Origin of the sequence: Brachybacterium sp. SGAir0954 (genome assembly GCF_005490785.1) — a bacterium.
Lineage (GTDB): Bacteria > Actinomycetota > Actinomycetes > Actinomycetales > Dermabacteraceae > Brachybacterium > Brachybacterium rhamnosum.
In genome coordinates, this window is record NZ_CP027295.1 from 3,352,486 (window position 1) to 3,379,204 (window position 26,719).

Here is a 26,719-nt window from a genome sequence, read left to right on the forward strand (position 1 = left end):
CCATCGTGCCCCGGATCCGCTCCCCGCGCAGTCCCCCGCGCGAACCGGCCCGCCCTCAGCGGTGGCCGGGGCCCCGGCGGCGTCGCCGGTGCAGCTCGCGCCGCAGGATCCGGACCCCCTCGGCGCTCGGCCGGCCGTGCTCGCGCACCGGTCGGTCCAGCGCCGGCAGCACCACGCGCCGTCCTCCGCGCAGGCGCAGCGCGACCGTGAGCCAGTGGACCGGGTGCACGACCCGCGCCTCGACGTCGACCACGTCCTCCCAGCGCACCCGCCGCGTGCGCAGGGCGCCGCGGCTGACGATCTCCTCGGCCCCGATCTCGACGCTCGCCCGCGCCGCCGCGAGCCCGGACAGCGCGAACCGCAGTCCCAGGCCGCCGAGCACCAGCACGAGCAGGCCGAGCGCCGCCTCCGCGGCGAGGAGGCCGAGCGAGGGCGCCTCCGGGCCGGTGCGGGACAGGGCGAGCAGCACCCCGGCGCCGGCCGCGATCGTCGCCCCGGCGAGCCCCGCCGCGCCGGCGACCGCGCCGACCACGCTGCGTCGCAGGGCGTGCGCGGGCAGCAGCACACGCGGGGCCGGGACGCTCCTGCCCTCGCCCGGCCGGGTCCCGGCGACGGCGCGCGGTGCGGCGGCGTCACGGGGTGCGGGACGGAGACCCTCGACCGCGCGCAGCATGCGTTCGACGGTCGCGGCGCCGCGCGAGAAGTCCGGCAGCGGCCGGGGGCCGGTGCCGGGGTCCAGCGAGCGGGGGACGGTCATGGCCCGACCGTACGGCGGCCGTGCGAGCCGCGCCATGGGGAGAGGTCCCCAGGTGCGTGCGCGGAGGGAGCGGTCGTACAGTGCGGGGCATGTCCGGCTCCTCCCCCCGCTTCCGCCGTCCCGCCTCGCTGTACCCCTCCGTCGCCGACCAGCTGCCCGGCGACCCGGACCCGGGCACCGCGAGCGACCTCGCCCACAGCTCGGCGAGCGCGCTGCTGGACGGCGTCTTCCACAGCGAGGACCCGGAGGTCGTGCAGCGGGTGCTGACCCTCGCCGCGCGCGAGGGCCTCGGTGACCTCGCGACCCTGTGGTCCCGCGCCCCCGCGACGACCCTGCCGGGCGCGCTCTGGCGCCTGTACGTGCTGCACACGTGGGTGCAGCGGGCCGGCGACGACGTGGTGCTGCGCTACCGCCAGGGCTCCCGCACCGTGCCCGGCCTGCGCTACCTCTCCGGCCTCTCCGAGCCGCCGGACGTCGACGAGGTGCGCCGCACGATGGACGACATCCTGCGCGGCGCCTTCACCGGCGATCTCGGCATGGCCCTGATCCGCGCCGGGGCGGTCGCGACGATCGTCGCCCACGGCACCGCCCACCTCGCCGACTCCTCCCCCGAGGAGGGCCTCACGGCGCAGGCGGAGCGGCTGCTGAGCACGGGCGAGGAGCTCGTCGCGGCCGGCCGTCACGCCGAGGCGGGCACGCTGGACTGACGGCGCCGAGGCCCCTCCTGGGCGGGGCGTGCTGGGGGGCGCCGTGCGAGATGCTTCACTCCTCCCCCGCCCGCGGCCGCTCCACGGGCCTCCCCGCTGACATCGCCCGGGCGAGTGCCCTACGATGGTTCGCGCGTCGGGCCGCGGTTGCCCCGGGCTCCAACATTTGCCGCTTCGAGCGGCCTTCGCGCCGACAGGCGCATCCCGGTCCGGCGCATCGACGTTGGAACGGCCCCGCACCCCTGATCCGGGTGCCGAGGGCGAGGGCTGCGCCACCGAGCGCGAGGAGGCGTCTGGCCATGGTGCAGCTGTTCCCCCGGCGGCTCGAGCGCCCCATGTACGGACTGTTCGCCGAGCTCGCCGAGATCCAGGTGCAGGCCGCGGACACCCACTCGACCGTCCTCGGCTCGGGCTACCGCGAGCGGATGCGCATCGCCCCCCGCCTGCACGAGCACTCCACGAGCGCCGAGGAGCTCGTGCGCCGCATCGCGAACCGTCTCGCGGACTCCCTCATCACGCCCTACGAGGCGGAGCTTCTCTACTCCCTCGCCCTCACGGTCGCGGACTCGATCTCCGCGATGGAGCACAGCGCCGAGCTGCTCGTGCTCTTCCACAGTGGCACGCAGCCCACGCCGCTGCTCGAGGCGGCCAAGGGCATCGAGCGCTGCGCCGAGCTGACCGTCACCGCGAGCTGGAAGCTCGACACCGTGCGGGAGCTCGGCGACTACTACGCGCAGGTGCGCAAGGTCGCCCGGCAGGGCCGTCGGCTCACCCGCCAGGCGCTCGGGGAGCTCTACGCCCGCGGCGGCTCCGGGATCGACCTGCTGCCCCAGCGGGACGTGATCGACGCGGTGGACACGATCGTCGAGCTGCAGGAGCGGGCGGCGCGCACCGCGGATCTGCTGCGCGTCAAGGACGCCTGAGGTGACAATCGCGCTTCTGGTCGCCGTGGTGCTGCTCGCCTTCGTCACCGCGTTCTACACCGGGTTCCACGACGCCTCGAGCGCCGTCTCCACGACCATCTCCACCCGCTCGCTGCGGGAAAGCACTGCGCTGAACCTCGCCGCGGTGCTCAACCTCCTGGGCGCCCTGATCGGGATGCTCATCGTGCCGCTCAGCGTGGGCTGGGCGGTCTCCCTGCTGGGGCTGGGCCCGATCATCGCGGCGAGCGCCGACACCCCGGACCTCATCGGCATCGCGCTCGTGCTCATGCTGCTCGCGACCCTCGCCTGGGAGATCATCACCTGGTGGTACGGGACGCCCTCCTCGACCTGGCACGCCTTCCTCGGGGCCGCCCTCGGTGCCTCCGCCGCCCTCGGCGCCTTCGAGGCCTGGCTGCCCGTGATCGGCCTGCTCGCCCTCGCGACGCTGCTGGGACCGCTCATGGGCATGCTCCTCAGCATCGCCGGCATGCGGGGCCTGCTCGCGCTGGGACGCACCGAGCGGCTGAGGGTGGGGCACCTCCGCTTCGCCCAGACCGTCTCCGCGTGCGCGGTCGCGACGGGGCACGGACTGAGCGACTCCCGTCTCCCCTACGCGCTCGTGGTCCTCGCCTGCCAGGCGGCCGGCTTCCCGCTCGCGGACTCCCTGTGGCTGCTCGCGCCGATCGCGGTCGCGATCGCGGCGGGGACCCTCATGGGCGGCCACCGGATCATCCGCACCATCGGGCGCCGGCTCACGTCGCTGAACTCGGCGCAGGGCTTCGTCGCGGAGTGCACCTCGGCACTGCTCATGGCCCTCGCCGTGGTCGGCTTCCAGGTGCCGATCTCGAGCTCCCACACGCTCGCCTCGAGCGTGGTCGGTGCAGGCGCGGCGATCGGTCCGCGGCACGTGCGCTGGACGGTCGCCGCGAAGATCGTCGGCTTCTGGATCGCGACCCCGATCGTGACCTGTGTGATCACGGCGATGGGGATGCGGATCGTGCTCGGGGCTCTCTGAGACCTCTCGGAGGCGGCGTCGCTATCCTTCCCGGGTCCCCCCGCGAAGGAGCCCCTGATGTCCGACGGCGACACCACGGCACCCGGCCAGCGCCGGCGCCCCACCTACGGCCTGCCCGCCCCCACCCCGCAGCCCGGTGACGCCGCCGCCCCGGGCGCGTACGGGAGCCCCGCACCGCAGGGCCGGTACGGCAGCCCGGCCCCGCAGGGCCAGTACGGCAGCCCGGCGCCGCAGGGTCAGTACGGAAGCCCGACGCCGCACGAGCCCGCCGCCTGGACCTCGCACGGCGCGGCCCCGTCCCCCGCGGGCGGCCCGTCGGCCCCGGCCCCCGCTCGTCGTCGCCGCGGGCTCGTCCCGCTGATCATCGGCCTCGCGCTGCTGATCATCGTGGGCCCCGCGGCCGCCGTCGGCGGGATCATCTGGGGGTTCAGCGGGGTCATGGGGCAGGCGACCGACGGCCCCACCGTGGTCCAGGGCACGAGCGGCACCGTCGAGATGGGCGAGGGCGAGATGCTCATCCTCTACGTCCCGACGGCGGACGCCGGCGCCACCTGCACCGTGGAGGGCGCGAGCCCGTCGGACCTCACCACCGTCCCCACCTCCGGCACGATCACCGCGCCCGACGGCACGTCCTACGAGCAGAGCCTCGGCGTCGTCGCGACGGCGGACACGACCGCCACGATCACCTGCACGGGGACCGAGGCGCCCGCCTACATGGGGCCGCTCGACGTGTTCGGCATCGCCCTGCCGCTGATCCTGGGGCCGATCATCGGCGTCGTCGTCGGGCTCGTCGGCCTGGTGCTCGCGATCGTGGGCGCCGTCCTGCTCGTGCGGTCCCGGCGGAGCTGAGCCCCGATCTCCTTCCCCGGACCCGGACCGCGCGGTCCTCCTGTCTCAGGGATCGACCGCGCGGGCCACGGTCGGGGCCGGGGGCACCTAGAGTGGCCGCGTGACCCCGACCCCCGGAACGGAGTGGTGACCATGCATCCCCGCGCAGGCCAGAAGGCCCTCCCGGAGGATCTCGTCGACGTCGACGAGCTCCTCGACGCGTACTACGACCTCCACCCGGACCCCCGCGACCCGGACCAGCAGGTCGCCTTCGGCACCTCCGGCCACCGCGGCTCCTCCCTGGACACCGCCTTCAACGAGGACCACATCGCCGCGACCACGCAGGCGATCGTGGAGTACCGCGCGGGCCAGGGCATCCGCGGGCCCCTCTTCATCGGCCGCGACACCCACGCGCTGTCCCGCCCGGCCTTCGACACCGCTCTCGAGGTGCTCGCCGGCAACGACGTCGCGGTGCTCATCGACTCCGGTGACCGCTACACGCCGACCCCGGCGGTCTCGCACGCGATCCTCGTGCACAACCGCGGCAAGGCGGCCTCCGACCCCTCGCGGGCCGACGGCATCGTCGTCACGCCGAGCCACAACCCGCCGCGCGACGGCGGCTTCAAGTACAACCCGCCCCACGGCGGCCCCGCGGACTCCGACGCGACCGGATGGATCGCCGACCGCGCGAACGAGCTGCTCGGGGCCGGCCTGCGGGGTGTGCGCCGCGCAGGCCGCCAGAAGGCGCTGCAGGAGGCCGGTCGCCACGACTACCTCCACACCTACGTGCAGGACCTGCCGAACGTCGTGGACATCGACGCGATCCGCAAGGCGGGCGTGCGCATCGGCGCCGATCCGCTCGGCGGCGCGTCGGTGGACTACTGGGCGATGATCAGCGATCTCCACGACCTCGACCTCACGGTCGTGAACCCGGAGGTCGATCCGCAGTTCGGCTTCATGACCCTGGACCGCGACGGCAAGATCCGCATGGACTGCTCGAGCCCGTGGTCGATGGCCTCCCTGCTCGAGCGCCGCGACGAGTACGACATCGCGACCGGCAACGACGCGGACTCCGACCGTCACGGCATCGTCACGCCCGATGCGGGGCTCATGAACCCCAACCACTACCTCGCGGTCGCGATCACCTACCTGTTCGCGCACCGTCCGGGCTGGCCGGCGGGGGCGAAGGTCGGCAAGACGGTGGTCTCCTCGAGCCTCATCGACCGGGTCGTCGCCGATCTGGGACGCGAGCTGTTCGAGGTCCCCGTGGGCTTCAAGTGGTTCGTCCCCGGGCTCATCGACTCCTCGGTGGGCTTCGGCGGCGAGGAGAGCGCGGGCGCCTCGTTCCTGCGCCGTGACGGCTCCGTGTGGACCACGGACAAGGACGGCATCATCCTCGCGCTGCTCGCCTCGGAGATCCTCGCGGTGACGGGCCGCTCCCCGAGCGTCCTGCACGGCGAGCTCGTCGAGCGCTTCGGCGAGAGCGCCTACGCCCGCACGGACGCCCCCGCGGACCGCGAGCAGAAGGCGAAGCTCAAGAAGCTCAGCCCCCAGCAGGTGACGGCGACGGACCTCGCCGGCGAGCCGATCACCGCGGCGATCACCGAGGCCCCGGCCGGCGGGGCGATCGGCGGCCTGAAGGTCTCCACGGAGTCCGCGTGGTTCGCCGCGCGCCCCTCCGGCACGGAGGACATCTACAAGATCTATGCGGAGTCGTTCCGCGGCGAGGAGCATCTCGCGAAGGTGCAGGAGGAGGCGAAGGCCCTGGTCGACGGCGCTCTCGCCGACTGACCCTCCCCGCCCGCGGTGCCGATCGGTGCCGCGGGCGGTCCATGTCGGGATGACCGCACGGTCACCATCGGGCTCCCGGGAACCTCGCGGGGGCCTCACGGAGGTCTCCCCGGTTGCCCGTGGCACCGTGCACACGTCCTTGCCCCGACCGCCGTTCCCCGCACATCATGAATGAGAAGGTAAAGGTTCGGTAGGGTAAGCTTCCCCGCTGGATCTGCCGCACGTGCCACGAACAGCCTGCCCACAGGACTACACCGGGAGAAGGGGGGTTTCGCCTATGCGTCTGCGCTCACGACTGTGCGCCGGCACCGCGGTGCTCGCCCTCGGCCTCCCCGCCGCCGCCGCCCCGGCTCTTGCCGCGGGCGGGGACCAGGACTCCTCGGGCACGACCACCACCCAGCAGCCCGCGACCGTCTCGTCGAGCGCGACGACCTCCGGTGACGACGTCACCGTCGAGGTCACCCTCGGCACCGCCGAGGAGGACGACCAGGGCGAGAGCACCCCTGCCGAGGCGGCCACCCCCTCCGAGCGGACCACGCCCTTCGAGGACGCGCCGACGGACGAGCCCGACGCCACCCAGGAGTCGCCGCTCGCGTCGACGCCCGCAGCGGACGAGGACGGGTCCGAGGGCACCACGGAGTCCACGACCACCACGGAGTCCGGGACGACCCCTGACGCCGAGGAGACGACGACCGGGACGAGCGCGCCCACGACGCCCACGGAGTCGACGGACTCCGAGACGACGGCGGCCCCGGAGACCACGGAGCCCGAGACGACCGAGGCCGAGACCTCGAAGCCGTCGACCGAGCCGGAGTCGACCGAGCCCGCGACGACGGAGCCCACGCCGACGACCACCACCCCCGAGCCCACGGCCGAGGACCCCACCGACTCCCCCGTCGAGCCGGCCACGACGACCCCCTCGCGGACCCTGACGAGCTCTGAGAACACGTCGACCACCCCGACCGGGAGCAGCTCGGCGAGCGACGCCGGCGGGGACGAGGAGCAGTGCACTCCCGACCCGTCCGACGCCGGCGGCGACGACAGCTGCGCGTCCGACGGCGGCGGCGACAGCGGTGGGAACGGATCAGGCGGCAACGGCAGCAACGGCGGCGGGACCGGCACGCCCTCCGCCCCGGAGACCCCGTCGGAAACCCCCTCGGAGTCGGAGTCTCCCTCCGAGACGCCGTCGGAGACCCCGACGAAGGATCCGGGGACGCCGACCACGGAGCCGTCCACGACGAAGGCCCCGACACCCTCCACCTCGCCGGAGTCGGAGAAGACCACCGAGCCCTCCGAGACCACCCAGCCCTCCGAGAGCCCCAGCACGACCACCACGGCGCCGCGGAGCGAGCAGCCGCAGGACCCGGAGCCCACGAGTGAGCAGCCCTCCGCCCCGGTCGAGGAGCCCGTGCTCACCGCGACCGATTCCGCGTCGCCCTCGGAGTCCGCGAGCACCTCCGGCAGCGCTTCCACGGAGAGCACCACCACGAGCGGCGGCTCAGACGCCGGCGGCTCCACGAGCTCCGGCAGCGCCGACGGATCCGCCACCGAGGAGCCCGTGGCCCCGCCGACCACCCCGGACGACCCCAACGCGAGCGGCGGCCCGATCGTCCAGCTGCTCAGCGCGATCACCCAGGAGGACGGGAACGGCTTCGGCCGTCTGCGTCAGGTGCTCGTCGCGGCCCTCGGCATCGGCTTCCTGACCGCCGCCGGGTTCATCGGCGCGACCCTCCGCAGCCGCCAGGTCTCCGGGCCCCGCGGACACCGCCACCGTTCCTGAGCGCGTTCGCCCGCCCCGCGGAGGGTGTGGCGCGGCCGACGGCGCGCGGCCTCAGTCGCGGTCGCGCAGGGCGAGGCGCAGGTGCACCAGCAGCGAGGGCAGCGACCTCTGCATCTGGAGCACCGTGCGGTCGAACGCCTTCTGCCCGTAGTACCAGGGATCCTTGACGCCCAGCTCCGCCTCGCGGGCCTGCACCGGCACCGCGGGATCGAACTGCCGCCACAGCACGACGTCCGGCGCGGAGGAGCCCTCCGGCGCCTGATCGATCATGCGCCGCAGCACCTGCGCGTGCTCGGCCGTCATCGGCAGCACGAGATCCCAGGTCAGCAGCTCCGTGAGGTGGATCGAGCGGGCCGTGTGCTCGAAGGGGCGGGCGTAGCCCGCGCGCTCGAGGGCGACCTCGGTGCGCTCGTCGATGGGCTGCCCCTCCGCCTCCCAGCTCGTGCCGGCGGAGCCGATCTCGACACGGTCGGCGAGCCCGTCCAGGCGCACGGCCTCGCGCAGCATGATCGCCGCCGCCGGGGAACGGCAGACGTTTCCGGTGCAGACGGTGAGGACGCGGAAGGGCTCCATCGCGCCATTGTCGCAACTCCTGCGGGCAGGTGCGCGCCGTTCGTCCATGGCCCGTATGATGCTGGCGGAGGCGCCGGCCCTGGCCGTGCCCCGCACGGCATGAGTCCACCCCCGGTGGTCATCGCCCATCCCCCGCACCGACGGCTCAGGAGGACTGCCATGGCCGACATCATCCGCGCCCACGACGACGACTGGTCGCTCGTGCGTGAGATCCGGCTCCGCTCTCTCAGCACCGACCCCGCGGCCTTCGGCCAGAGCTGGGAGAAGGAATCCACGTACGACGACGCCGTGTGGCGCCAGCGCGTCCAGGACGCCGCCTGGTTCCTCGCGGTCGAGGACGGCCAGCCCCTCGCCGTGGTCGCCGTCCGTCACGAGGCGGACTCCCCGGAGAACGAGCGCGAGCTCCAGGCCATGTGGGTCACCCCGACCTCCCGCAAGACCGGGCTCGCCCAGCGCCTCGCCGAGGCGGTCCTCGCCTGGGCCGCGGAGGACGGCGCCGACACGGTGACGCTCTACGTCGGCCCCAGCAACGTCGGCGCGACCGGCCTGTACCGGGCCCTCGGCTTCCAGGACACGGGCGAGCGCTGGCAGATCGTCGAGGACGATCCCGACGGCGCCTGGCTGAAGATGGCCCGCGGCGTCTGAGCCGCCTGCGGTCCCGCCCGTGCGCTCCCCGCTGCCCGCACCGCGACTGAACGGTCGCGGCGCGCCCGAGCACACCGCGCAGCCCCACTGGGCGGCGCGCGTGGAGGACGCGAAGAACGTGGGCATCGGCCGGGTGCTGCGGCGCCTGGGCTGGGACCTCCGCCTGCAGCCCTTCCACGGCTACGGCAGCACCCGCTCCGTGCGCGTGCTCGCGAAGGTCCGCTACGCCTCGCCGCGCACCCCCGCCGACCACCACGACCAGCCCGTCGAGGACATGCGGCGGATGGCGGTGCGCGGCTGGCGGAACTTCGCGGGCCAGGTGGCGCCCCACCGCACCGTGCACCTGCGCATCGGCGACCGGGAGATCACGACCCGCGCGGACCGCGCCGGCATCGTCGACGTGCGCCTCGACGTCGAGCTCGAGCCTGGGCACCACGAGGCGATCCTGTGGACCACCCCGTCCAACGCCGTCACCGCAGACGTCACCGTCGTCCCGCCGGACGCGGAGGTGGGCCTCGTCAGCGACATCGACGACACGGTCATGGTCACGTGGCTGCCGCGGCCGATGCTCGCCTTCTGGAACGCGTTCGTCGCCCACCAGTCCACCCGCAAGGTCGTCCCCGGCATGCCGATGCTCTACCAGCAGCTGCTGCGCGACCACCCCGGCATGCCGGTCCTGTACCTCTCCACGGGCGCCTGGAACGTGTTCCCCGTGCTGCGACGGTTCCTGTACAAGAACGGCTACCCCGACGGCCCCCTGCTGCTCACCGACTGGGGGCCCACGAACACGGGCATGTTCCGCTCCGGGCGCCGCCACAAGGAACGCTCCCTCGAGCACCTCGCCCGCGACTTCCCCGGCATCCGCTGGATCCTCGTGGGCGACGACGGCCAGCACGACCCCGCGATCTACGGCGACTTCGCGGCCGAGCGGCCCGATCAGGTCGAGGCCATCGCGATCCGTCAGCTGACCGAGCCCGAGCAGCTGCTCTCCCACGGCACCCTGCGCCCGCTCGGCGGCGGCACCCCGCGCGTCGCCCCGCCGCCCGGCACCCTCCCGGCCGCCGTCGGCGGAGCCTCCTCCGCCCCGGCGGGTGAGCCCACCACGGCGGAGGCCGACGCCCAGGTCCTCGCCACCCGCCCCATCCCTTCCGTCGCCGCCCCCGACGGCCACGGCCTGCTGCGCGCTCTGCGCAGGATCGGAGTCCTCCCCTCGTGACCGGCACCGCCACCTCGCTCTCCCTCCGTCCCGCGGGCCCGCAGGACGTGCCGCGGATCGTCGAGATCGTCGAGGCCGCCTACCGCGGCGAGGGCGGCTGGACCACCGAGAGCTCCCTCGTGGGCGGCGCCCGCACCCACGCCGGCGAGGTGCAGGCGCTCCTCGGGGACCCGGACGTCGACCTCGTCGTCGCCGCCCCAGGTGAGGATCCCTCGGCCCCCGTCCTCGGCTGCTGCTACACCTCGCGCGACGGGGACCGCGCCGAGTTCGGCCTCTTCGCCGTCGATCCCGCCGCGCAGTCCGGCGGCATCGGCCGTGCGCTCCTCGAGGAGCAGGTGCGGCGCTGCGCCGAGCGGGGCGTGCGCGTCCTCGAGATCCACGTGCTGCAGTCGCGGCCCGAGCTGCACGCCTGGTACGAGCGCCACGGGTTCGTCCCGACCGGGCAGACCATCCCCTTCGCCGGCCGCGACGAGGACCTCAAGGTCCCCGGTCTCGGCATGGACGTCATGGAGCGGGACCTCACCGCGTCCTGAGCTCCGCAGCGGGACCGGGCACCGACCGGTCGAGCAGAGGCCCGACGTTCCCAGGATCCGGGCGCTGACCAGCATCTCCCCCTGCCGTCGGCCCTGCCCCGGCACTATGCTGGAGGCATGAGCAACGAGGCCTACACCCCCGCCGCCACGCGCTACGCGCACACCGACTACCGCCGCGTCGGCCGCTCCGGCCTCCGCCTCTCCCCCATCTCCCTGGGCCTGTGGCAGAACTTCGGCGCCGGCCGCGACCCGGAGCTGCTGCGCTCGATCGTGCGCCGCGCCGTGGACCTCGGCGTCACCCACCTCGACCTCGCGAACAACTACGGCCCGCCGCCCGGATCCGCGGAGGAGAACATCGGCCGGATCCTCGCCCAGGACTTCTCCGGGCACCGCGACGAGCTGGTCATCTCCACGAAGGCCGGCTACACCATGTGGGACGGCCCCTACGGCGACTGGGGCTCCCGCAAGTACCTGCTGTCCTCCCTCGACCAGTCGCTCGAGCGCCTGGACCTCGAGTACGTCGACATCTTCTACCACCACCGCGAGGATCCCGAGACGCCGCTCGAGGAGACCATGGGCGCCCTCGACCAGGCCGTGAAGAGCGGCCGCGCCCTCTACGCGGGCATCTCCAACTACTCCCCCGAGCGGACCCGCCAGGCCGCCCGGATCCTCGGCGACCTCGGCACGCCGCTGCTGATCCACCAGCCGTCGTACTCGATGTTCAACCGCCACGTCGAGAACGGCCTGCTCGACGCGGTCGAGGACCTCGGTGTGGGCCTCGCCGTCTTCTCCCCGCTGCAGCAGGGCCTGCTCACCAACCGCTACCAGCAGGGCGTCCCCCAGGGCTCGCGCGCCCGGACCAGCGGCTCGCTCTCCGAGGAGAAGATCAGCGACCCGCTCTACCAGGAGCGTGTGCGCGGCCTCTCCGCGATCGCCCACGACCGCGGGCAGAGCCTCGCCCAGCTCGCCCTCGCCTGGGTGCTGCGCCACCCGCAGGTCGCGACGGCTCTCGTGGGCGCCTCCTCGGTCCAGCAGCTCGAGCAGAACATCTCCGCGCTCGAGAACCTCACCTTCACCGAGGACGAGCTCGCCGCGATCGACGAGTTCGCGGTGGACGGCACCGCCCGCTGACCCCTGGGCGCCGGCGCGGCGCCGGCCGGAGCCCGAGCCCCACGCGCCTCCCGCCCCCACTCCCGCTCCCGCGAGCCGGCCCAGCCTCAGATGTGGCGGCCGGGAAACTCCTGGCGTCTCAGGGAGCGTCTTCGCTCGAGCATGCTCTCTGAGGCGCCACATCTTCTGAGGATCCCGCGCCCCGAGGATCGATGCGGACCAGGCTGCGGATCCCGCGGAGTTGGCGTGCACCGTCGGTGCCGCCTCTGTCGTTCCTCCCCGTGCGCGCCGGTCCACCGCGGCGCGGACGTCGCGGCGTGGGCGACGCGGCGAGCCTCGATCGGATCACTGCGGTGCGGCAGACGAGCGTCCTCCCTCACTCGGTCATCAGCCATAGGACCGCCGCCGCGTTCCACGGGATGCCGCCGCCCTGGTGGGTGGACGACGGCATCAGCTTCCTCGCCGAGCCCGATGCAGGCGCCCGGTACCCGGCGCCGATCCCCAGCCGCCGCGCCGGCAACGAGGAGCACGGCGACACGGGCAGGCCCGGTGACTCGGCGGGGACGGGCGGCGCAGGCGAACGATCGGTCGGTGTCCGCGGGAACCGGTTGCCGAGCCTCCGGGCGCCCGCTACGGTCGAATCCCGACCTGATCCGGAGGCGCCCGATGGGCCATCCAGTCCACCTCATCATCGATGGTCAGCCGCATGACCTGACCGTCGACCCGCGCACCACCCTGCTCGACGCGCTGCGGGACCACCTCGGGAACATGTCCCCGAAGAAGGGCTGCGACCACGGCCAGTGCGGCGCCTGCACCGTTCTGGTCGACGGGCGGCGGCTGAATTCCTGCCTGCTGCTGGCCGTGTCCCTCGACGGCGCGGAGGTGCTCACCTCGGACGGCCTCGCCCCGGACGGCGAGCCCTCCGTCCTGCACACCGCTTTCCTCGAGCAGGATGCGTTCCAGTGCGGCTACTGCACCCCCGGGCAGATCTGCTCCGCGACCGGCGTGCTCCGCGAGGCGGCCGACGGGCACCCCAGCGTGGTCACCGAGGACCACGGCCACGACCACCCGATCGAGCTCACCGAGGACGAGATCCGCGAGCGGATGAGCGGGAACCTGTGCCGCTGCGGCGCCTACGTCAACATCGTCGCCGCCGTCCGGCAGGCGGCCGGGGCGAGCACCGCGAGCGAGGGGACGGCCCGATGAGACCCTTCGACTACGTGCGCGCGGACGACCCCGCCGGCGCCGTCGCCGCGATGGCCGAACGACCCGACGCGGCCTACCTCGCCGGCGGCACCAACCTCGTCGACCACCTCAAGCTCGGGATCACCGCCCCCGATCTGCTGGTCGACCTCGGCCGTCTCGACCTCGCGGACATCGAGGAGCTGCCGGACGGCGGCCTGCGCGTCGGCGCCATGGTCCGCAACAGCGATCTCGCCGCCGACCCGCGCGTGCGTCGCGACCACCCGATGCTCTCCCGCGCCCTTCTCTCCGGCGCCTCGGGCCAGCTGCGCAACGCCGCCACCACCGGCGGGAACCTGCTGCAGCGCACCCGTTGCGTCTACTTCCAGGACCCCACCACCCCCTGCAACAAGCGTGCTCCGGGCAGCGGCTGCTCGGCGCTCGGGGGATACACCCGCTACCACGCGATCCTCGGCGCCTCCGACGCGTGCATCGCCACCCACCCCTCCGACATGGCGGTCGCCCTCGCCGCCCTGGACGCGACCGTGGTGGTGCTGGGCGACGACGGCGAGAAGCGCCTGCCCCTCACCGCGCTGCACCGCCTTCCGGGGGACGAGCCCGAGCGCGACACCGTCCTCGAGCACGGCGACCTGATCACCGCCGTCGAGCTGCCCCCGCCGGACGGCGCCGCCCGCACCCGTTCCACGTATCGCAAGATCCGCGACCGCGCCTCCTACGCCTTCGCCCTGGTCTCGGTCGCCGCGGTGCTCGAGCTCGACCCGGACGCCGCGCGGCCCACGATCCTCTCCGCGAGGATCGCCCTCGGAGGCGTCGCCCACGCCCCCTGGCGGGCTCGCCGCGCCGAGCAGCTCCTCGCCGGCGCCCCCGCCACCCGCGAGAGCTTCCGCCGGGCCGCGGCGGCCGAGCTCGAGCGGGCCCGGCCGGTCGCGGGCAACGAGTTCAAGGTGACGATGGCCCAGGGCGCGATGGGGAGCGTGCTCGCCGAGCTCGCCGGCCTGGGCGAGGAGAACGAGGATTCCCCTGATGAGTGACCTCCTGCGAGCCTCCGCGATCGGCACCGGACGGGTGCGTCTGGACGGGCCCGACAAGGTGCGCGGCCTCGCGCCCTACGCCTACGAGCACCCGGTCGAGCATCCGCTCCATCTCTTCCCGCTGTGCTCCACGATCGCGCTCGGCCGCGTCACCGCCATCGACGCCACGGCCGCGCTCGCACTCGACGGTGTGGTGCACGTGATCACCCACGAGAACGCCCTCCGGCTCGCCGACACCGAGGACGGTGAGCTGGCGATCCTCCAGGACGACCGGATCGGCTTCCGCGGCCAGTACCTCGGCGCCGTCCTCGCCGAGACCCCGGAGGCGGCCCGCCAGGCCGCCGACCTCGTCGAGGTCACCGCAGAGGGCGCACCGCACGACGCCGTCTTCCGCCCCGACCACCCCGCAGTGCGCGAACCCGAGGGCGGCGGTGACGACATCGACACCGGCGACTTCGAGGCCGCGATCGCCGCCGCGGAGATCGTGGTGGACCAGCGGTACTCCACCCCGCTCGAGCACAACAACCCGATGGAGCCGCACACCACCATCGCGCGCTGGGACGGCGAGCAGCTCACGCTGTGGACCTCGACCCAGGGTGTGCACCCCGCGCGACAGACCCTCGCCCCGATGCTGGGCATCGACCCCGAGCAGCTGCGGATCATCAGCCCGCACGTCGGCGGCGGCTTCGGCTCCAAGGGCTTGCCCCACGCGGACATGATGCTCACGGCGCTGGCCGCGCACGCCGTGCCCGGCCGCGCCGTGAAGCACGCCGTCACCCGCCAGCACATGTTCGCGCTGACCGGGTACCGGCCCGCCACCTCCCAACGCTTCCGGATCGGCGCCCGGGCCGACGGCACGATCACCGCCTTCGGGCTCGAGGCGGTCTCCAGCTCGTCGCACACCAAGGAGTTCCCCGAGGTGGCGATCAAACCCTCCCGGCAGATGTACGCCGGGGAGCACCGTCGCATCACCCAGCGCGTGCTCCCGCTCGACGTCGCCGTCCCCTCCTGGATGCGCGCTCCCGGCGAGGCACCGGGGATGGTGGGCCTGGAGATCATGATGGACGAGCTCGCCGAGGCCTGCGGGCTGGACCCGATCGAACTGCGGGTGCGCAACGAGCCGGAGCACGACCCCGACACAGGGAAGCCCTTCAACCGACGCCGGCTGATCGACTGCCTGCACGAGGGCGCCACCCGCTTCGGCTGGGCCGACCGCGACCCGCGGCCCCGCGCACGCCGGGAGGGCGGGTGGCTGATCGGCACCGGCGTCGCCTCGGCGACCTACCCCGCATCCCGGCAGCCCGGCTCGAAGGCCCGGATCCGTCACGAGGCGGGGGTCTACGAGGTGGGCATCGGTGCCGCCGACCTCGGCACCGGCACCTGGACCGCTCTCACCCAGGTCTCCGCCGACGCCCTCGAGGTCGACCCGGACCGCATCGCGCTGCGGATCGGCGACACCGCGCTGCCGAACGCGACCGTGGCCGGCAGCTCCACCGGACTCGCCAGCTGGAGCGCGGCTGTGCTGGCCGCCGCGGACGCCTTCCGCCGCGAGCACGGCACCGCCCCGGCCGATGGCGTCGAAGCGATCGGTGAGGCGGCGGAGAACCCTGCCGAGAAGCAGTTCGCCATGCACTCCTACGGCGCCCAGTTCGCGCAGGTCCGCGTCCAGGAGGAGACCGGCGAGATCCGTCTGGACCGCATGCTCGGGGTGTTCTCCGTCGGGCGGATCATCAACCCCCGCACCGCCCGCTCCCAGCTCCTCGGCGGGATGACCATGGGGGTGGGGATGGCGCTGCACGAGAAGGGCGAGCTCGACCCTCGCTTCGGACACGTCGTCAACCACGACCTCGCCGAGTACCACGTGCCCGTCAACGCCGACATCCGCTCCCTCGAGGCGCACTGGCTGGACGAGGAGGACCCTCAGGCCGGCCCGCTCGGCGCGCGCGGCATCGGCGAGATCGGCACCGTCGGCGCCGCCGCGGCGATCGCCAACGCCGTCCACCATGCCACAGGGGTGCGTGCGCGGGACCTGCCCGTGTTCGGCAGCGACCTCCTGGCACGGTGAGCGCCGCGTCGTCCGAGGGCCCTCGACAGGCGGCCGCGTCTCCCGTCGGCCTGATCCTCGCCGCGGGCGCCGGACGGCGACTGGGCCGCGGCCCCAAGGCGCTGCTGCTCCTGCGCGGCGTCCCGCTGGTCGAGCACGTCGCTCGCGCCCTGCGCGAAGGCGGCTGCGCCGAGGTCGTGGTCGTCACCGGCGCGGGCGCCGAGGGGGTGGGCGCCGTCATGGACGGGATGCCGTGGGCGCGCACGGAGCAGAACCCGCGCTGGCGCGAGGGGATGGGGACCTCCCTGCGCACCGGCCTGGCCGCGATCGGACCGGGCCGCGACGTGCTGGTCACGCCGGTGGACCGCCCCGGGACGTGCGCGGCAGAGGTGGCCCGGGTGCTGGCCGCCCACCGCCCTGGAGGGATCACCGCCGCCGCCCACCGGGAGGCCTCCGGCGAGCTCCGACGGGGCCATCCGGTGCTGCTCGACGCCGCCTGGACCACCGCCGCCGCGGAGGCCGCGCGCGCGGACGTGGGCGCCCGCGACCTGCTCCGCGCCCGACGGGATCACGTGCAGCTCGTGGACTGCACGGATATCGACGACGGTGCGGACCTCGACCTCCCCGAGGACCTGTGGCGGCTGGACGTGCGGGGCTGACCTCTCAGCGGCTCGCAGCGGTGCGCGCATGCAGCGGACCGCTGCCGTCCCGCAGCGGCTCGACGGTGCGACGCTCGGCCCGCACGGCCAGGATCTCCGCGAGGATCGCGACCGCCACCTCCGACGGGCTCCCCGCCCCCAGGTCGAGGCCGATCGGGGAGCGCAGCCGCGACAGCGCCTCCTCGTCCACCCCGGCCTCCCTCAGCGCCGTGCGCCGATCGTGATCGCTGCGCCGGGACCCCATCGCACCGACGTAGGCGATGTCCAGCCGCAGAGCGGTGGCGAGCACCGGCACGTCGACCTTCGGATCGTGCGTGAGCACGCAGACCATGCTGCGGGCATCGAGATCCCCGCGCTCCGCGGCCGCAGCCAGGAACCGGTGCGGCCAGGCACGCACCACCTCCGCCCCCGGGAACGCCGTGGGATCGGTGAACGCCGGCCGATGGTCGCACAGCGTGATCCGCAGCCCGAGCGGCCGTGCCGCCTCCACCAGCGCCTGCCCGAAGGCGTTCGCCCCGCACACCACCAGGTGCGCGGGCCGGATACGGGACTCGACGAACAGGTCGATCGTCGAGGCACCCGCAGGGAGGCGGAGGGTGCCGGAGCGAGCCTCGCGGAGCATGGCGGCGACCTGGGCGCTCCCTGCCTCGAGCAGCTCCGGGGGGAGCAGCATCGTGAGCGCACCGCGGACCTCCTCGGCCCCGTCGCCCGCGAGCAGGACGGCGCGCGGGTCGTCGGCGTCGTCACCCTCGGGAGCGACCGTTCGTGGTAAGTCGGAATCTCGCGGCAACCGGGTCACGTAGGCGGCGGGGGACGGGTCGTCGACCGTGCCGAGGGGGCTCCGCGCCCCCGGGGGCGGGGCAGCGAACGGCTGGATCAGCACCTCGAGCGAGCCTCCGCACATCAGTCCGACGGCGAAGGCGTCCTCGTCGCTGAACCCGAAGCTCCGGAGGCTGCTCCCCCCGGTCTCGAGCGCTTCGCGGCAGGCCTCGAGCACCGCTCCCTCGACGCAGCCGCCGGAGAGCGAGCCGTGCAGTGCGCCATCGGCGCCCACCAGCATCGAGGTGCCCACGGGCCGCGGCACGGAGCCCTGGGCGGAGACGATGGTCGCGACGGCGCAGGGGACCGGATCGGAGGCGCGGGCGAGGCGCTCCCGGGCGCCGTCGAGGATGTCGAGCACCTCCTCAGACTATGCCGCAGCCCGGATCGACGCGACGGTTTCGACCTCTCGATCGGGCGGGGTGCAGATCACCAAGGCGGTGCTGCCGGTGGCGGCCGTCGGCGTCTCGACGGTGTGGATCCTGCGCTCCACCGCTTCGATCTCTCCGAGGTGCTCGGCAGGGCCGTCGCGGAACATCCCGACCGCGTCACCGCCCTCGAGCCGTGCGGCGACGGGCCGGCTCGGGCGCAGACGGCAACCCCGGGTCTCAGCCGGCCTCGTCGAGGGTGACCCGTCCCGCGCAGATCCCCGTGAGCTCCGGGCGCACGCCGTCGATCTCGAGCACGTCGCCCACCCGCTGGGCCATGACAACCCGCTCCCCGCCCGGCAGATCGCTGGGCGGGAGGTCTGCCAGTCGATGCTGGCGACAGGAGCCGTCGCCATGTGGTCGACGACATTCGCGCTCAGCGAGATCCGCCCGCCGGAGCCGGTCTTCGGCGCGGAGCTCCCACGATGGAGTCTTCTCCGCGCTGCTGCAGAAGAACGCCCTGGACCGCAAGCGCCGGCGGACCGGAGAAGCGCTGCGCATCGCGATCATCACCGGGATCGAGCGGACCCACCACCGACGGCGGCCGCCCCCGAGGTGGGGACGGCCGCCGTCGTGCGCCGGGCTCCGGAGATCAGCCCGTGTTCTTCAGGCCCGCGGCCACACCGTTGATCGTGGTCAGCAGCGCCCGCTGGAGCTCGGGGTCGACCTCCTCGCCCGCCGCGGCGGCGGCGCGCACGCGCTGCAGCATCGCGACCTGCATGTAGGAGATCGGGTCGAGGTAGCGGTCGCGCACAGCGAGGGTGCGCTTGAGCACGGGCTGGTTGTCCAGCAGCTCGAGCACACCGGTGAGGCGCTCGAGCTCCGCGACGGAGAGCTCGTACTCCTCACGGATCCGCTCGAACAGCGGCCACAGCCGCTCCGGCACCAGCGAGTGCACGTAGTGGGCGGCGATCTGCATGTCGGTCTTCGCGAGCGTCATCTCGACGTTGCTGATGAGCGAGCGGAAGAAGTGCCAGTGCTTCAGCATCTCGTGGAGATCCGGCTCGAGGCCCGCCTCGCGGGCGGCCTTGAGGCCGGAGCCGGCGCCGAACCAGCCCGGGACGATCTGGCGGGACTGGGTCCAGCCGAACACCCACGGGATGGCGCGCAGGCCGTCGAGCCCCTTGTCCGAGGTGGCGCGCTTGGAGGGGCGCGAGCCGATGTTGAGATCGCCGAGCTGCTCCACCGGGGTGGAGGTCACGAAGTACTCGGGCAGGTCGGGGTCGTCGGCGAGGGTCCGGTACCGCGTGAAGGCGGCGTCGGAGACCTGCTGCATGACCTCGCCGAAACGGTCCAGCTGCTCGGGGGTGGTGCGCGGCGCGGTGTGCAGCGCGGAGCCCTCGATGACGGCCGCGAGCGAGAGGTCGAGGTTCTCGCGCGCGAGCGTGGGCAGCATGTACTTGTCGGAGATGACCTCGCCCTGCTCGGTGAACTTGATCTCGCCCTCGAGCACGCCGTACGGCTGGGCCAGGATCGCGTCGTAGGTGGGGCCGCCGCCGCGGCCGACGGACCCGCCGCGGCCGTGGAACAGGCGCAGGGTGACCCCGTGGCGCGCCGCCGCGTCGCGCAGCGAGCGCTGGGCCTGGTGGATCTCCCACTGGCTCGTGATGACGCCGGCGTCCTTGTTGCCGTCGGAGTAGCCGAGCATGACCTCCTGGCGGTCGCCGTTCAGGCGCACGATCTCGCGGTAGGAGGGGTCCGAGAACAGGCGCTCGAGGATCTCGCCGGAGCTGCGGAGGTCCGCGACCTCCTCGAGCAGCGGCGCGAAGCCGATGTCCGCCCGGTTCTCGTCGCTGCCCGGCCCGCCCGCGAGGGTGATGAGCCCTGCCTCGCGCGCCAGCAGCGCCGCGGCGAGGACGTCGTCGGCGCCGTGCGTCATCGAGATGATGTAGGTCTCGATCGCGGCGGTGCCGTAGGAGCGGTGCGCCTCGCGGATCTCGCGGAACACGCCGTAGGTGGTGCGCGTGGCGTCGTCGAGGATGGTCTCGTCCTCGGAGATCGCGGCGCCCACGAGCGGCCGGCGGCTCGAGAGCTCCGAGGAGAGCACGTCCGTGCGCTCGACGCGGGAGAGCTCGGCATAGGGCCGGTCCAGCTCGCCCACGCGGTCGAACAGACGGGCGGCGACCTCGTGGTGCTTCTCGGAGTGCTCGCGCACGTCGAGGGTCGCGAGGTTCAGACCGGAGCCGGCGAGCACCTGCTGAGCGATCGCGACGGTGCCGTCGGCGACCTTGTGGGCGCCATGGCGGGAGAGCGCCGCACGCAGCACCTCGAAGTCCGCCTGGAGCTCCTCGCCGTCGCGGTAGTCCTTGCCGTCCACGTGCGCGTCGCCGCTGCGCAGCCGTGCCCGGGTCGCGGCGAGCTTGGCGCGCATCGCGCCGAGCTTGAGGCGGTAGGGCTCCTGCTCGAAGAGGCGCTGCTGGTTCTCGTCGACCTGGGACTCGAAGGCGAGATCGGCGCGGAGGCTCTCGCGGAGCTCCTCGTCGTCGCCCGTGAGTACGGAGGAGATCGAGAGATCGGAGATCAGGTCGTTGATGACCTGGGTCGCGATGTCGATCGCGGCCTCGGCCTGGAGCTGGAGCACCTCGCGGGTGACCTGCGCGGTGACGAAGGGATTGCCGTCGCGGTCGCCGCCGATCCAGGAGCCGAAGCGCAGCGGGACCTGGCGCTCGGAGAGCTCCGCCCCTTTGGCGCGGAGCTCCTCGCGGAGGTCGTCGAGGAACCCGGGCAGGGTCTGGAGGTAGAGCTGGCGCAGGTAGTAGAGGACGTTGCGCGCCTCGTCCTGCGGGGTGGGCCGGTCACGGCGCAGCTCGTCGGTCAGCCACAGGCCCTCGATCGCCTCGGAGAGGTCGTGGTCCTGGCGACGGCGCTCGACGCTGCCCTCCGCGGTCTCCGTGGCCAGGAGGTCGGAGATCCGACGCAGCTTGGTGAGCACGGCGCGGCGGGAGGCCTCGGTGGGGTGCGCGGTGAAGACGAGGCGCACATCGAGGGAGTCGACGGCCTCCTGCAGGCCCTCGGGGCCCACCTTGTCCACGACGCCCTGGACGGCGCGGGGCACCCACGACTCGGCGGTGGGGCGCTCCTGCAGGGCGCGCACGCGGTAGACCTGCTCGGCGGCGTTCGCGAGCAGGAAGTACTGGGTGAAGGCGCGGGTCAGCGGGGTCGCCTGCTCGAGGGGGAGCTCAGCGAGCCGCTTCTGCACGTCGCGCGCGGTCGCGGTGCTGCCCGAGGACTTCGCCTCCTTGGTCAGCTGGCGCACCTGCTCGACGAGGTCCAGCAGCTCCTGACCGTGCTGGTCGGAGAGGGTGCGGCCCAGGAGCGTGGACAGCCGCCTGACCGTCGCCCGCAGCGGGGCATCGATGTGCGGATCGTCCCCGACGACGGGGAACTCGCTCGTGAGCGTGGGCACAGGGAACGCGTCGGTCTCTGGCACGGGGCCTCCTGATGATCGGCGGCGCCGCAGCACGGCCGCCGACGGTGCGAGCGACCGCGACGGCGCGGGGAAACGCCGCCCAGACTACCGCGCGCCCGTTCCGCGCCCATGGGGAGGGCCATTCCTCGGGACACCCGCCCTCCCACGCCTATCACACCGGCGACGGTCCGATTCCGTTCCATCCCAGGCCCCAATACGGAACGGAATCGGACCATCGCCACGCAAGTGCGCGGCGCGGCGGGCGGGCGGGGGCGGGCGGGCCGACGGGGCGGCGGGTGGGCAGGTGGGCGGGTGGGCGGGGGCCGCATGCCGGCCCGGGAACGCCGACGGGCCCCGGCGCTGCGCACCGGGGCCCGTCGATCGAGGGCGGAGACGAGAGGATTTGAACCTCCGAGGCGGTTTATCACCACCTACTCCCTTAGCAGGGGAGCGCATTCGGCCGCTCTGCCACGTCTCCTCATGACCGTCCGGTGCCAGCACCGGGTGAGGACATGCCGTGACAGCATACGGGAGCCCGAGCATGCGCACCAAAGCGGCGGGAGGGCGATCACGTCACAATCCAGCGACCGGCCGACGGGGGCGGCTCCCGGTCGCGGGACCCGCACCTGCGGCGAGAGTCGTCGGCACCGTCGGCGCCGTCCTGTGCCCCGCCGACGACGCGCTCAGAGGCCGAGCTTCTCCTGCAGCAGCGCGATGTGCTTGGGCGTGCCCACCCGGTACTTCGCGAACTCGATCCTGCCCTCGGCGTCGATCGCGAAGGTCGAGCGGATGACGCCCTCGACGAGCTTGCCGTACATGTTCTTCTCGCCCCAGGCGCCGTAGGCGGCCATGACGGCGTGCGACTCGTCGGAGGCGAGGTCGTAGGGCAGGTCCTGCTCGGCGATGAAGCGGTCGAGCTCGGGCACCGGATCCGGGGAGACGCCGATGACCCGGTAGCCCGCGTCGACGAACATCTGGTGGTTGTCCCGCAGGTCGCAGGCCTGCTTGGTGCACAGGGAGGTGTTCGCGGCGGGGTAGAACCACAGCAGCGCGGGGGCGCCGGCGAGGTCCTCGAGCGTGACCCGGCCGCCGCCCGCGAGGGGCAGGTCCAGGGCGGGGGCGGCATCGCCGACGGCGAGCTTGACGGGGGCGGAGGTCATGGGCTGCTCCTCAGGGACGGGCGGGAGGGAGGTTCGGTGGGAGGCGGGGCGCGTCAGTGCTCGGCAGGGCCCAGCAGGTGCTCGACCACGGTGACGACGCCGCGCTCCGCGTTCGAGGGGGCGACGTAGCGGGCGAGGGCGAGGATTCCGGGGTGCGCGTTCGCCATCGCGAAGGACCAGTCGGCGACGGCGTACAGGCCCGTGTCGTTGAGGTAGTCGCCGAACACGGCGGTCTGCGCGCGGGTCACGCCGAGCGCCTCCTGGAGGGCGAGCACACCCTGCCCCTTGTCGACCTCCTGGTTCATGACGTCGATCCAGTGCTGACCGGAGACGACGACCTGCTCGGTCTCCTCGAAGCGGGCGAAGGCGGGGGCGGTGGCCTCGGCGTCGACCGCGTCGTGCACGGCGAGCTTGAGGACGGGACCCTCGACGTCGGCGAGGTCGCCGACGACGGTGAGGTTCCGGTAGTACTTGCGGGCCTCGGCGAGGAAGGCCGGATCGGTGCTCTCGACGAACGCGCCCTCGATGCCGCACCGCACGAGGCCCAGGGCCGCTCCGCCTGCCGTGAGCTCGCGGACCAGCGCGAGCACCGCCTCCGCGGTCGCCTCGGCGACGACGGTGGTGCTGACGATCTCGCCCTCGTGCACCACGAGGGTGCCGTTCTCGGCGATGTAGCTGGCGACGCCCTCGCGGCCGGTCGCGGCGTCGGGGCCGAAGGTCGCCTGCAGGGTCGCGAGCTGGCGGCCGCTCGCGGGGACGAAGGCGACGCCGCGCTCGCGCAGGCGGTCCATGAGCTCCCAGAAGCCCTCGGGGATCTCACCGCTCGGGGTGAGGAGGCTGCCGTCCATGTCGCTCACCACGAGGCGGAGGTCCGCGGCGCCCGCGGGGATCGTCTCCCAGCTCGCCGGGGTGGCCGTGGGGCCGACGGCGGCGGCGTCGGCGGTGGTGACAGCGGCAGTGCCGTCGACGGTGGTCGGGTCTGCGGGGCTGGGGATCACGGTGTCCCTTCCGGGGGTCTGAGGGTGCTCCCCCATTGTGGCCCGGCGGCGCGGCGGGCGGCGCTCAGCGACGGGCGAGCGGGAGGTAGGTCTCCCGGAAGATGCGCTCCGCGTGCCGGTCGCCGAGCAGCAGCAGCTTCACCGCGCCGGAGGGGATCGACTCCGAGTCGTAGGAGAGTGTGCCGTCCTCCCCCGCGACCGCGACGATGTGGCAGCCGGTGCGGCGATGCACCTCGGAGTTGCGCACGCTGCGGCGCACGAGCACCCGCGGGCACGGCACGAGGAACAGCTCGTTGCCCTCCGCGATGAGCACGCGGTGGCTGAGCCCGGCATGGTTCCACAGGTCCGTCGCGCCGATCGTCGCGTAGGAGAGCACGCTGTCCGCGCCGGCGCGGTAGAGCGTCGCGACGTTCCGCTCGTAGGTCGCGCGGGAGACGATCTGCAGCTCGGGGCGCAGGCGCCGGCAGTAGAGGGTGAGGTAGACGTTGAGGTCGTCGTCGTGCGGGGTGACGAGCACGCCGGAGGCCTCCTGCAGTCCGGCCTCGCGCAGCACGCGCTGGTCCGCCGCGTCGCCGTGGACCACCTGATAGCTCGCGGTGCCCTCGCGGGCGCCGGTCGAGGCCTCGACGCGGCCGGGGATCTGCTCGACGATCATGCTGGGCACGCCGTCCTCGCTGAGCGCGCGGGAGGCGGCGCGGCCCACGCGGCCGCCGCCGAGGATCACCACGGGCGCCTCGAGCTGCTGCCCGGCGAGGAAGGCCGCGTCGAAGACGGCGAGGTCCTCCACCTCCCCCGCGAGGATGAGCACCGTGTTCTCGGTGATGCGCTGCTCGGGCTTGAGGGGGCGCAGTCGGCCCTTGCGCATGATCGCGAGGATGCGCACACGGGAGGAGATCTCCGCGGTCGCCTCCGCGAGGGTGCGACCCACGAGGGAGGTGCCGCGCGCGGCGGCCTCCGCGATGACGGTGCTGCCGAAGCTGCCGATCCGGTGCACCTGGCCGGTCGATCCGAGCACTCGGCCGGCCATCTCGGTGCCGAGCTCCGCGCCGAGCTGGAGCACGTGGTCCGCGCCGGCGAGGCCGAGCACGTCGACGCTCGCCCACTTCTCCGCGGTGACCGCTATCGGCACCTCGCCGGAGACCTGCCGCACGGTGAAGGCGACGTTGGTGTTCGCGGTGTCGGAGAGGGTCGAGGCGATGAGCTTCGCGCGGTCCGCCCCGGCGTTGCGGTACGTGTAGGCGGAGTCGAGGGGGCCGACGACGACCTGGAGGCCCAGGTCGTGGAGGCGGCCGGCCTCGACCGGGTCCTCGACGACCATGACGGCCGGGGCGCCGGAGCGCTCGGCCCGGGCGATGAAGGTCTGGGTCACCGCGTTGGAGCCCACGAGGATCACGTGGTCGCGCAGCTGCGGGCTCACCTTGCGGGGTGTGCGCGCAGTGTGCCGCATGTCCAGCCACGGCGTGACCATGTAGTTGATCACGAAGAAGGGCAGCAGCACGAGCAGGAAGACGACGCCGCTGAGCAGGACGAGCAGGGAGAACAGCCGCCCGGCGTCCGACTCGAAGGTCACGTCGCCGTAGCCGAGCGTGGTCATCGTGGTGATCGCCCAGTACACGGCGCTGATCCACGAGTACTCGCGGCCCTCGCGGGCCATCAGCGCGTGGAAGATCGTGGCGTAGCCGCCGATCATCGTGAGCCCCACGACGAGGAACACGAGCCCCGGTCCCAGGCGTCGCCGTGCGGTCCGGCGGTCGGCGCGGCTCGGGCCGCGGCGCGGTTCGATGGGGTCGCCCATCAGTGCTCCTCCCCTCGAGGCCCCTGGACGGACCCTGCTGTGACGGGGCCAGCGTAGGCCAGCGCGGGGGCTCCCGCGGACGGCCGTCGGCGGCCCGGCGCGCCCGTCGCTCAGCCCTCCCGGCGCGGTGCCAGGCCGCGCGGGAGCGCGATCTGCAGCGCCACCAGGAGCACCGCGAGACCCGCCCCGGCGGCCAGCGCCGCCCCGCGGGAGACGACGACGTCGATCACGAACACGGCGACCGCGACGAGCAGCAGGCCCAGCAGGAGCAGCGCGACCTGCACGAGCACGCCGACCGTATGGACCATCCGGTCCTTGAGGCGCCGGCGGAACAGCTGCCGGTGCAGGCTCACGGGGGTGAGCAGCAGGGCGACGATGACGAGGGCGAGCAGCAGGAGCCCGAGGTAGAGCGCGGTCTGGAAGGCGTCCAGCTCGGGGAAGCGCGCCTGGAAGGGCAGCACGACCAGGAAGGCCGCGAGGATCTGCGATCCCGTCTGCAGGACCCGGATCTCCTGCAGCAGCTCGTTCCAGTTGCGGTCGAGGGTCTCCGCGCGGCTCTCCTCGCGCTCGTAGCGCGGGGCCTGCTGCTCCTCGCTCACCGCCGGTGCGCGTCGATCGCCCGCACGCCGCGCCAGGCGGCGGGGATGAGGACCGCGGCGATGACGGCCTTCACGAGGCCGCCCGCGAGGAACGGGGTGACGCCCACGGCGAGGATGCCGGCGAGGTCGTAGCCCGCGCCCATGACGACGTTCAGGATGTAGGCCATGTAGGGCACGCCCACGAGGAAGGGCACGATGCTCGCGGCGACGAAGCCCACGAGGGCGAGCCACGGGCGGCGGTCCCAGGCGCGCTCGGCGAGCCAGCCGGCGAGGAACGCCGCGGGCACGAAGCCGAGGATGAAGCCGAAGCTCGGGGTCATGATCGCGGCGAGCGAGCCGGAGAAGCCCGCGAACACGGGCAGGCCCGCGAGGCCGGCGACCATGTAGGTCACGAGGGCGGCTGCGCCGCGACGCGCGCCGAGGGCGGAGCCGACGACGAGCACGGCGAGGGTCTGGCCCGTGATCGGGACGATCGGCAGCGGGATCTCGACCTGTGCGAGCAGCGCCACGACCGCGGCGCCGGCCGCCACGAGGACCGCGTCGAGCAGCCACGAGGTGCGGTGCAGCAGGGCGTCGGCGAGCACCGGTCGGCGGGTGGGGACGGCGGGGGCCAGGGCGGTCATCGGACTCCTCGAGGAGGGGCGGGCACGGGAGCGACCAGGGTAGACCAGCGCCGACGCGCGCCGCGCGCGGTGA

At 73.7% G+C, this 26,719-nt stretch carries 24 protein-coding genes and 1 tRNA gene; 14 read left to right on the forward strand and 11 right to left on the reverse strand.

Going from position 1 to position 26,719, the window contains the following annotated elements; genetic code table 11:
* Positions 1-55: 55 nt before the first annotated feature.
* Complete coding sequence (locus C1N80_RS15100; RefSeq protein WP_137771532.1) at positions 56-757, reverse strand: PH domain-containing protein; 702 nt, start codon at positions 755-757, stop codon at positions 56-58.
* Positions 758-846: 89 nt separating this feature from the next.
* On the opposite strand from C1N80_RS15100, the gene C1N80_RS15105 reads away from it, so the two are divergent.
* From C1N80_RS15105 to C1N80_RS15130, 6 genes are all read left to right on the forward strand, one after another.
* Positions 847-1,464 carry a hypothetical protein gene (locus C1N80_RS15105; RefSeq protein ID WP_137771533.1) on the forward strand — a complete coding sequence of 206 codons (618 nt, stop codon included), beginning with the start codon at positions 847-849 and terminating at the stop codon, positions 1,462-1,464.
* A 299-nt stretch (positions 1,465-1,763) separates the two neighbouring features.
* Entirely contained in the window at positions 1,764-2,387 is a 624-nt protein-coding gene (locus tag C1N80_RS15110; protein ID WP_137771534.1) for a hypothetical protein, read from the forward strand.
* A 1-nt stretch (position 2,388) separates the two neighbouring features.
* Complete coding sequence (locus C1N80_RS15115; protein WP_137771535.1) at positions 2,389-3,402, forward strand: inorganic phosphate transporter; 1,014 nt, start codon at positions 2,389-2,391, stop codon at positions 3,400-3,402.
* A gap of 57 nt (positions 3,403-3,459) precedes the next feature.
* Positions 3,460-4,251 carry a hypothetical protein gene (locus C1N80_RS15120; RefSeq protein WP_137771536.1) on the forward strand — a complete coding sequence of 264 codons (792 nt, stop codon included), beginning with the start codon at positions 3,460-3,462 and terminating at the stop codon, positions 4,249-4,251.
* Between the two features lie 132 nt (positions 4,252-4,383).
* Complete coding sequence (gene pgm, locus C1N80_RS15125; RefSeq protein ID WP_137771537.1) at positions 4,384-6,021, forward strand: phosphoglucomutase (alpha-D-glucose-1,6-bisphosphate-dependent); 1,638 nt, start codon at positions 4,384-4,386, stop codon at positions 6,019-6,021.
* A 277-nt stretch (positions 6,022-6,298) separates the two neighbouring features.
* Positions 6,299-7,801, forward strand: a complete 1,503-nt coding sequence (locus C1N80_RS15130; protein WP_137771538.1) for a hypothetical protein — start codon at positions 6,299-6,301, stop codon at positions 7,799-7,801.
* Between the two features lie 51 nt (positions 7,802-7,852).
* On the opposite strand, the gene C1N80_RS15135 is transcribed toward C1N80_RS15130, so the two are convergent.
* Complete coding sequence (locus C1N80_RS15135) at positions 7,853-8,374, reverse strand: protein tyrosine phosphatase (protein ID WP_137771539.1); 522 nt, start codon at positions 8,372-8,374, stop codon at positions 7,853-7,855.
* 159 nt (positions 8,375-8,533) lie between these two features.
* Here C1N80_RS15135 and C1N80_RS15140 point away from each other — a divergent pair, with 159 nt between their 5' ends.
* The 8 genes from C1N80_RS15140 (at position 8,534) to C1N80_RS15175 (ending at position 16,815) form a co-directional block, all read left to right on the forward strand.
* Positions 8,534-9,019: a GNAT family N-acetyltransferase gene (locus C1N80_RS15140; protein ID WP_137771540.1), complete on the forward strand. Its 486-nt coding sequence runs from the start codon at positions 8,534-8,536 to the stop codon at positions 9,017-9,019.
* Between the two features lie 19 nt (positions 9,020-9,038).
* The gene (locus C1N80_RS15145; RefSeq protein WP_137771541.1) at positions 9,039-10,235 is read left to right on the forward strand and encodes an App1 family protein; all 1,197 of its coding nucleotides are present in this window, start codon (positions 9,039-9,041) and stop codon (positions 10,233-10,235) included.
* The gene (locus C1N80_RS15150) at positions 10,232-10,768 is read left to right on the forward strand and encodes a GNAT family N-acetyltransferase (RefSeq protein ID WP_137771542.1); all 537 of its coding nucleotides are present in this window, start codon (positions 10,232-10,234) and stop codon (positions 10,766-10,768) included. Before C1N80_RS15145 ends, C1N80_RS15150 begins: the two co-directional genes overlap by 4 nt.
* 117 nt (positions 10,769-10,885) lie before the next feature.
* Positions 10,886-11,899: an aldo/keto reductase gene (locus tag C1N80_RS15155; RefSeq protein ID WP_137771543.1), complete on the forward strand. Its 1,014-nt coding sequence runs from the start codon at positions 10,886-10,888 to the stop codon at positions 11,897-11,899.
* 645 nt (positions 11,900-12,544) lie between these two features.
* Positions 12,545-13,084, forward strand: coding sequence for a (2Fe-2S)-binding protein (locus C1N80_RS15160; protein WP_137771544.1), 540 nt, complete (start codon positions 12,545-12,547; stop codon positions 13,082-13,084).
* Complete coding sequence (locus C1N80_RS15165; protein ID WP_137771545.1) at positions 13,081-14,112, forward strand: xanthine dehydrogenase family protein subunit M; 1,032 nt, start codon at positions 13,081-13,083, stop codon at positions 14,110-14,112. The genes C1N80_RS15160 and C1N80_RS15165 overlap by 4 nt, the downstream gene beginning before the upstream one ends.
* Positions 14,105-16,177, forward strand: a complete 2,073-nt coding sequence (locus C1N80_RS15170; RefSeq protein WP_137771546.1) for a xanthine dehydrogenase family protein molybdopterin-binding subunit — start codon at positions 14,105-14,107, stop codon at positions 16,175-16,177. The genes C1N80_RS15165 and C1N80_RS15170 overlap by 8 nt, the downstream gene beginning before the upstream one ends.
* A complete protein-coding gene (locus C1N80_RS15175; RefSeq protein WP_137771547.1) occupies positions 16,174-16,815 on the forward strand; it encodes an NTP transferase domain-containing protein in 642 nt (213 codons plus the stop codon). The genes C1N80_RS15170 and C1N80_RS15175 overlap by 4 nt, the downstream gene beginning before the upstream one ends.
* Positions 16,816-16,819: 4 nt before the next feature.
* Here C1N80_RS15175 and C1N80_RS15180 read toward each other — a convergent pair whose 3' ends face one another.
* The 9 genes from C1N80_RS15180 to C1N80_RS15220 form a co-directional block, all read right to left on the reverse strand.
* Positions 16,820-17,995, reverse strand: a complete 1,176-nt coding sequence (locus C1N80_RS15180) for an XdhC family protein (protein WP_137771548.1) — start codon at positions 17,993-17,995, stop codon at positions 16,820-16,822.
* 9 nt (positions 17,996-18,004) lie between these two features.
* Positions 18,005-18,172, reverse strand: coding sequence for a hypothetical protein (locus tag C1N80_RS15605; RefSeq protein ID WP_168198128.1), 168 nt, complete (start codon positions 18,170-18,172; stop codon positions 18,005-18,007).
* A 482-nt stretch (positions 18,173-18,654) separates the two neighbouring features.
* Positions 18,655-21,492 (reverse strand): phosphoenolpyruvate carboxylase, encoded by a 2,838-nt coding sequence (ppc, locus tag C1N80_RS15190; RefSeq protein WP_137771549.1) that lies wholly within the window; start codon positions 21,490-21,492, stop codon positions 18,655-18,657.
* A gap of 367 nt (positions 21,493-21,859) precedes the next feature.
* A tRNA-Ser gene (locus tag C1N80_RS15195) sits at positions 21,860-21,949 on the reverse strand.
* 205 nt (positions 21,950-22,154) lie between these two features.
* Positions 22,155-22,631, reverse strand: a complete 477-nt coding sequence (locus C1N80_RS15200; RefSeq protein ID WP_137771550.1) for a peroxiredoxin — start codon at positions 22,629-22,631, stop codon at positions 22,155-22,157.
* Between the two features lie 53 nt (positions 22,632-22,684).
* The gene (locus tag C1N80_RS15205; protein WP_240811163.1) at positions 22,685-23,629 is read right to left on the reverse strand and encodes an HAD-IIB family hydrolase; all 945 of its coding nucleotides are present in this window, start codon (positions 23,627-23,629) and stop codon (positions 22,685-22,687) included.
* Between the two features lie 64 nt (positions 23,630-23,693).
* Positions 23,694-25,424: a TrkA family potassium uptake protein gene (locus C1N80_RS15210; protein ID WP_137771552.1), complete on the reverse strand. Its 1,731-nt coding sequence runs from the start codon at positions 25,422-25,424 to the stop codon at positions 23,694-23,696.
* Between the two features lie 110 nt (positions 25,425-25,534).
* Positions 25,535-26,023, reverse strand: coding sequence for a DUF6328 family protein (locus tag C1N80_RS15215; RefSeq protein ID WP_137771553.1), 489 nt, complete (start codon positions 26,021-26,023; stop codon positions 25,535-25,537).
* Entirely contained in the window at positions 26,020-26,646 is a 627-nt protein-coding gene (locus tag C1N80_RS15220; RefSeq protein ID WP_137771554.1) for a biotin transporter BioY, read from the reverse strand. Before C1N80_RS15220 ends, C1N80_RS15215 begins: the two co-directional genes overlap by 4 nt.
* Between the last annotated feature and the right edge of the window lie 73 nt (positions 26,647-26,719).

Coding starts and splice junctions, on each gene's coding strand:
- C1N80_RS15100 (WP_137771532.1), bottom strand. CDS start 757: ATGACCGTCCCCCGCTCGCTGGACCCCGGCACCGGCCCCCGGCCGCTG.
- C1N80_RS15105 (WP_137771533.1), top strand. CDS start 847: ATGTCCGGCTCCTCCCCCCGCTTCCGCCGTCCCGCCTCGCTGTACCCC.
- C1N80_RS15110 (WP_137771534.1), top strand. CDS start 1,764: ATGGTGCAGCTGTTCCCCCGGCGGCTCGAGCGCCCCATGTACGGACTG.
- C1N80_RS15120 (WP_137771536.1), top strand. CDS start 3,460: ATGTCCGACGGCGACACCACGGCACCCGGCCAGCGCCGGCGCCCCACC.
- pgm (WP_137771537.1), top strand. CDS start 4,384: ATGCATCCCCGCGCAGGCCAGAAGGCCCTCCCGGAGGATCTCGTCGAC.
- C1N80_RS15130 (WP_137771538.1), top strand. CDS start 6,299: ATGCGTCTGCGCTCACGACTGTGCGCCGGCACCGCGGTGCTCGCCCTC.
- C1N80_RS15135 (WP_137771539.1), bottom strand. CDS start 8,374: ATGGAGCCCTTCCGCGTCCTCACCGTCTGCACCGGAAACGTCTGCCGT.
- C1N80_RS15140 (WP_137771540.1), top strand. CDS start 8,534: ATGGCCGACATCATCCGCGCCCACGACGACGACTGGTCGCTCGTGCGT.
- C1N80_RS15155 (WP_137771543.1), top strand. CDS start 10,886: ATGAGCAACGAGGCCTACACCCCCGCCGCCACGCGCTACGCGCACACC.
- C1N80_RS15160 (WP_137771544.1), top strand. CDS start 12,545: ATGGGCCATCCAGTCCACCTCATCATCGATGGTCAGCCGCATGACCTG.
- C1N80_RS15165 (WP_137771545.1), top strand. CDS start 13,081: ATGAGACCCTTCGACTACGTGCGCGCGGACGACCCCGCCGGCGCCGTC.
- C1N80_RS15170 (WP_137771546.1), top strand. CDS start 14,105: ATGAGTGACCTCCTGCGAGCCTCCGCGATCGGCACCGGACGGGTGCGT.
- C1N80_RS15605 (WP_168198128.1), bottom strand. CDS start 18,172: ATGTTCCGCGACGGCCCTGCCGAGCACCTCGGAGAGATCGAAGCGGTG.
- C1N80_RS15200 (WP_137771550.1), bottom strand. CDS start 22,631: ATGACCTCCGCCCCCGTCAAGCTCGCCGTCGGCGATGCCGCCCCCGCC.
- C1N80_RS15210 (WP_137771552.1), bottom strand. CDS start 25,424: ATGGGCGACCCCATCGAACCGCGCCGCGGCCCGAGCCGCGCCGACCGC.
- C1N80_RS15220 (WP_137771554.1), bottom strand. CDS start 26,646: ATGACCGCCCTGGCCCCCGCCGTCCCCACCCGCCGACCGGTGCTCGCC.